The sequence below is a fragment of the Streptococcus oralis subsp. dentisani genome, from assembly GCF_003944205.1.
In the GTDB taxonomy this organism is placed as follows: domain Bacteria; phylum Bacillota; class Bacilli; order Lactobacillales; family Streptococcaceae; genus Streptococcus; species Streptococcus oralis_BH.
In genome coordinates, this window is sequence record NZ_RJPH01000042.1 from 1 (window position 1) to 680 (window position 680).

Sequence of the window (680 nt, forward strand, 5' to 3'; positions counted from 1 at the left end):
GATTACCCAAGTCTGGCTGAAGGGAACGGTCTTGAAAACCGTCAGGCGTGTAAAAGCGTGCGTGGGTTCGAATCCCACATCCTCCTTTTTATTATTAACGCGGGATGGAGCAGCTCGGTAGCTCGTCGGGCTCATAACCCGAAGGTCGTAGGTTCAAATCCTGCTCCCGCAATTTGGCTCGGTAGCTCAGTTGGTAGAGCAATGGATTGAAGCTCCATGTGTCGGCGGTTCGATTCCGTCTCGCGCCATATACTTATGACTAGGAAGGGTAGCGAAGAGGCTAAACGCGGCGGACTGTAAATCCGCTCCTTCGGGTTCGGGGGTTCGAATCCCTCCCCTTCCATTCCTTTAGTTACGGGCATAGTTTAAAGGTAGAACTAAGGTCTCCAAAACCTTCAGTGTGGGTTCAATTCCTACTGCCCGTGTTTATAGAATTATGGCGGGTGTGGTGAAGTGGTTAACACACCAGATTGTGGCTCTGGCATGCGTGGGTTCGATCCCCATCACTCGCCTATTTTATATTATTGGGGTATAGCCAAGCGGTAAGGCAAGGGACTTTGACTCCCTCATGCGTTGGTTCGAATCCAGCTACCCCAGTTACTATTTGCCGGCGTGGCGGAATTGGCAGACGCGCTGGACTCAAAATCCAGTGTCCGCAAGGACGTGCCGGTTCGACCCCG

6 tRNA genes are annotated in these 680 nt (G+C 52.4%); all 6 read left to right on the forward strand.

Going from position 1 to position 680, the window contains the following annotated elements:
* The first annotated feature begins 98 nt into the window (after nt 1–98).
* The 6 genes from D8805_RS09980 to D8805_RS10005 all read left to right on the forward strand — a co-directional run bounded on the left by D8805_RS09980 (nt 99) and on the right by D8805_RS10005 (nt 597).
* Nucleotides 99–172 (forward strand) — tRNA-Met (locus D8805_RS09980).
* Between the two features lie 3 nt (nt 173–175).
* Nucleotides 176–248, forward strand: a tRNA-Phe gene (locus D8805_RS09985).
* A 14-nt stretch (nt 249–262) separates the two neighbouring features.
* Nucleotides 263–343, forward strand: a tRNA-Tyr gene (locus D8805_RS09990).
* Between the two features lie 11 nt (nt 344–354).
* Nucleotides 355–425, forward strand: a tRNA-Trp gene (locus D8805_RS09995).
* 14 nt (nt 426–439) lie between these two features.
* Nucleotides 440–512 (forward strand) — tRNA-His (locus D8805_RS10000).
* Nucleotides 513–525: 13 nt separating this feature from the next.
* Nucleotides 526–597 (forward strand) — tRNA-Gln (locus D8805_RS10005).
* Nucleotides 598–680: the final 83 nt, after the last annotated feature.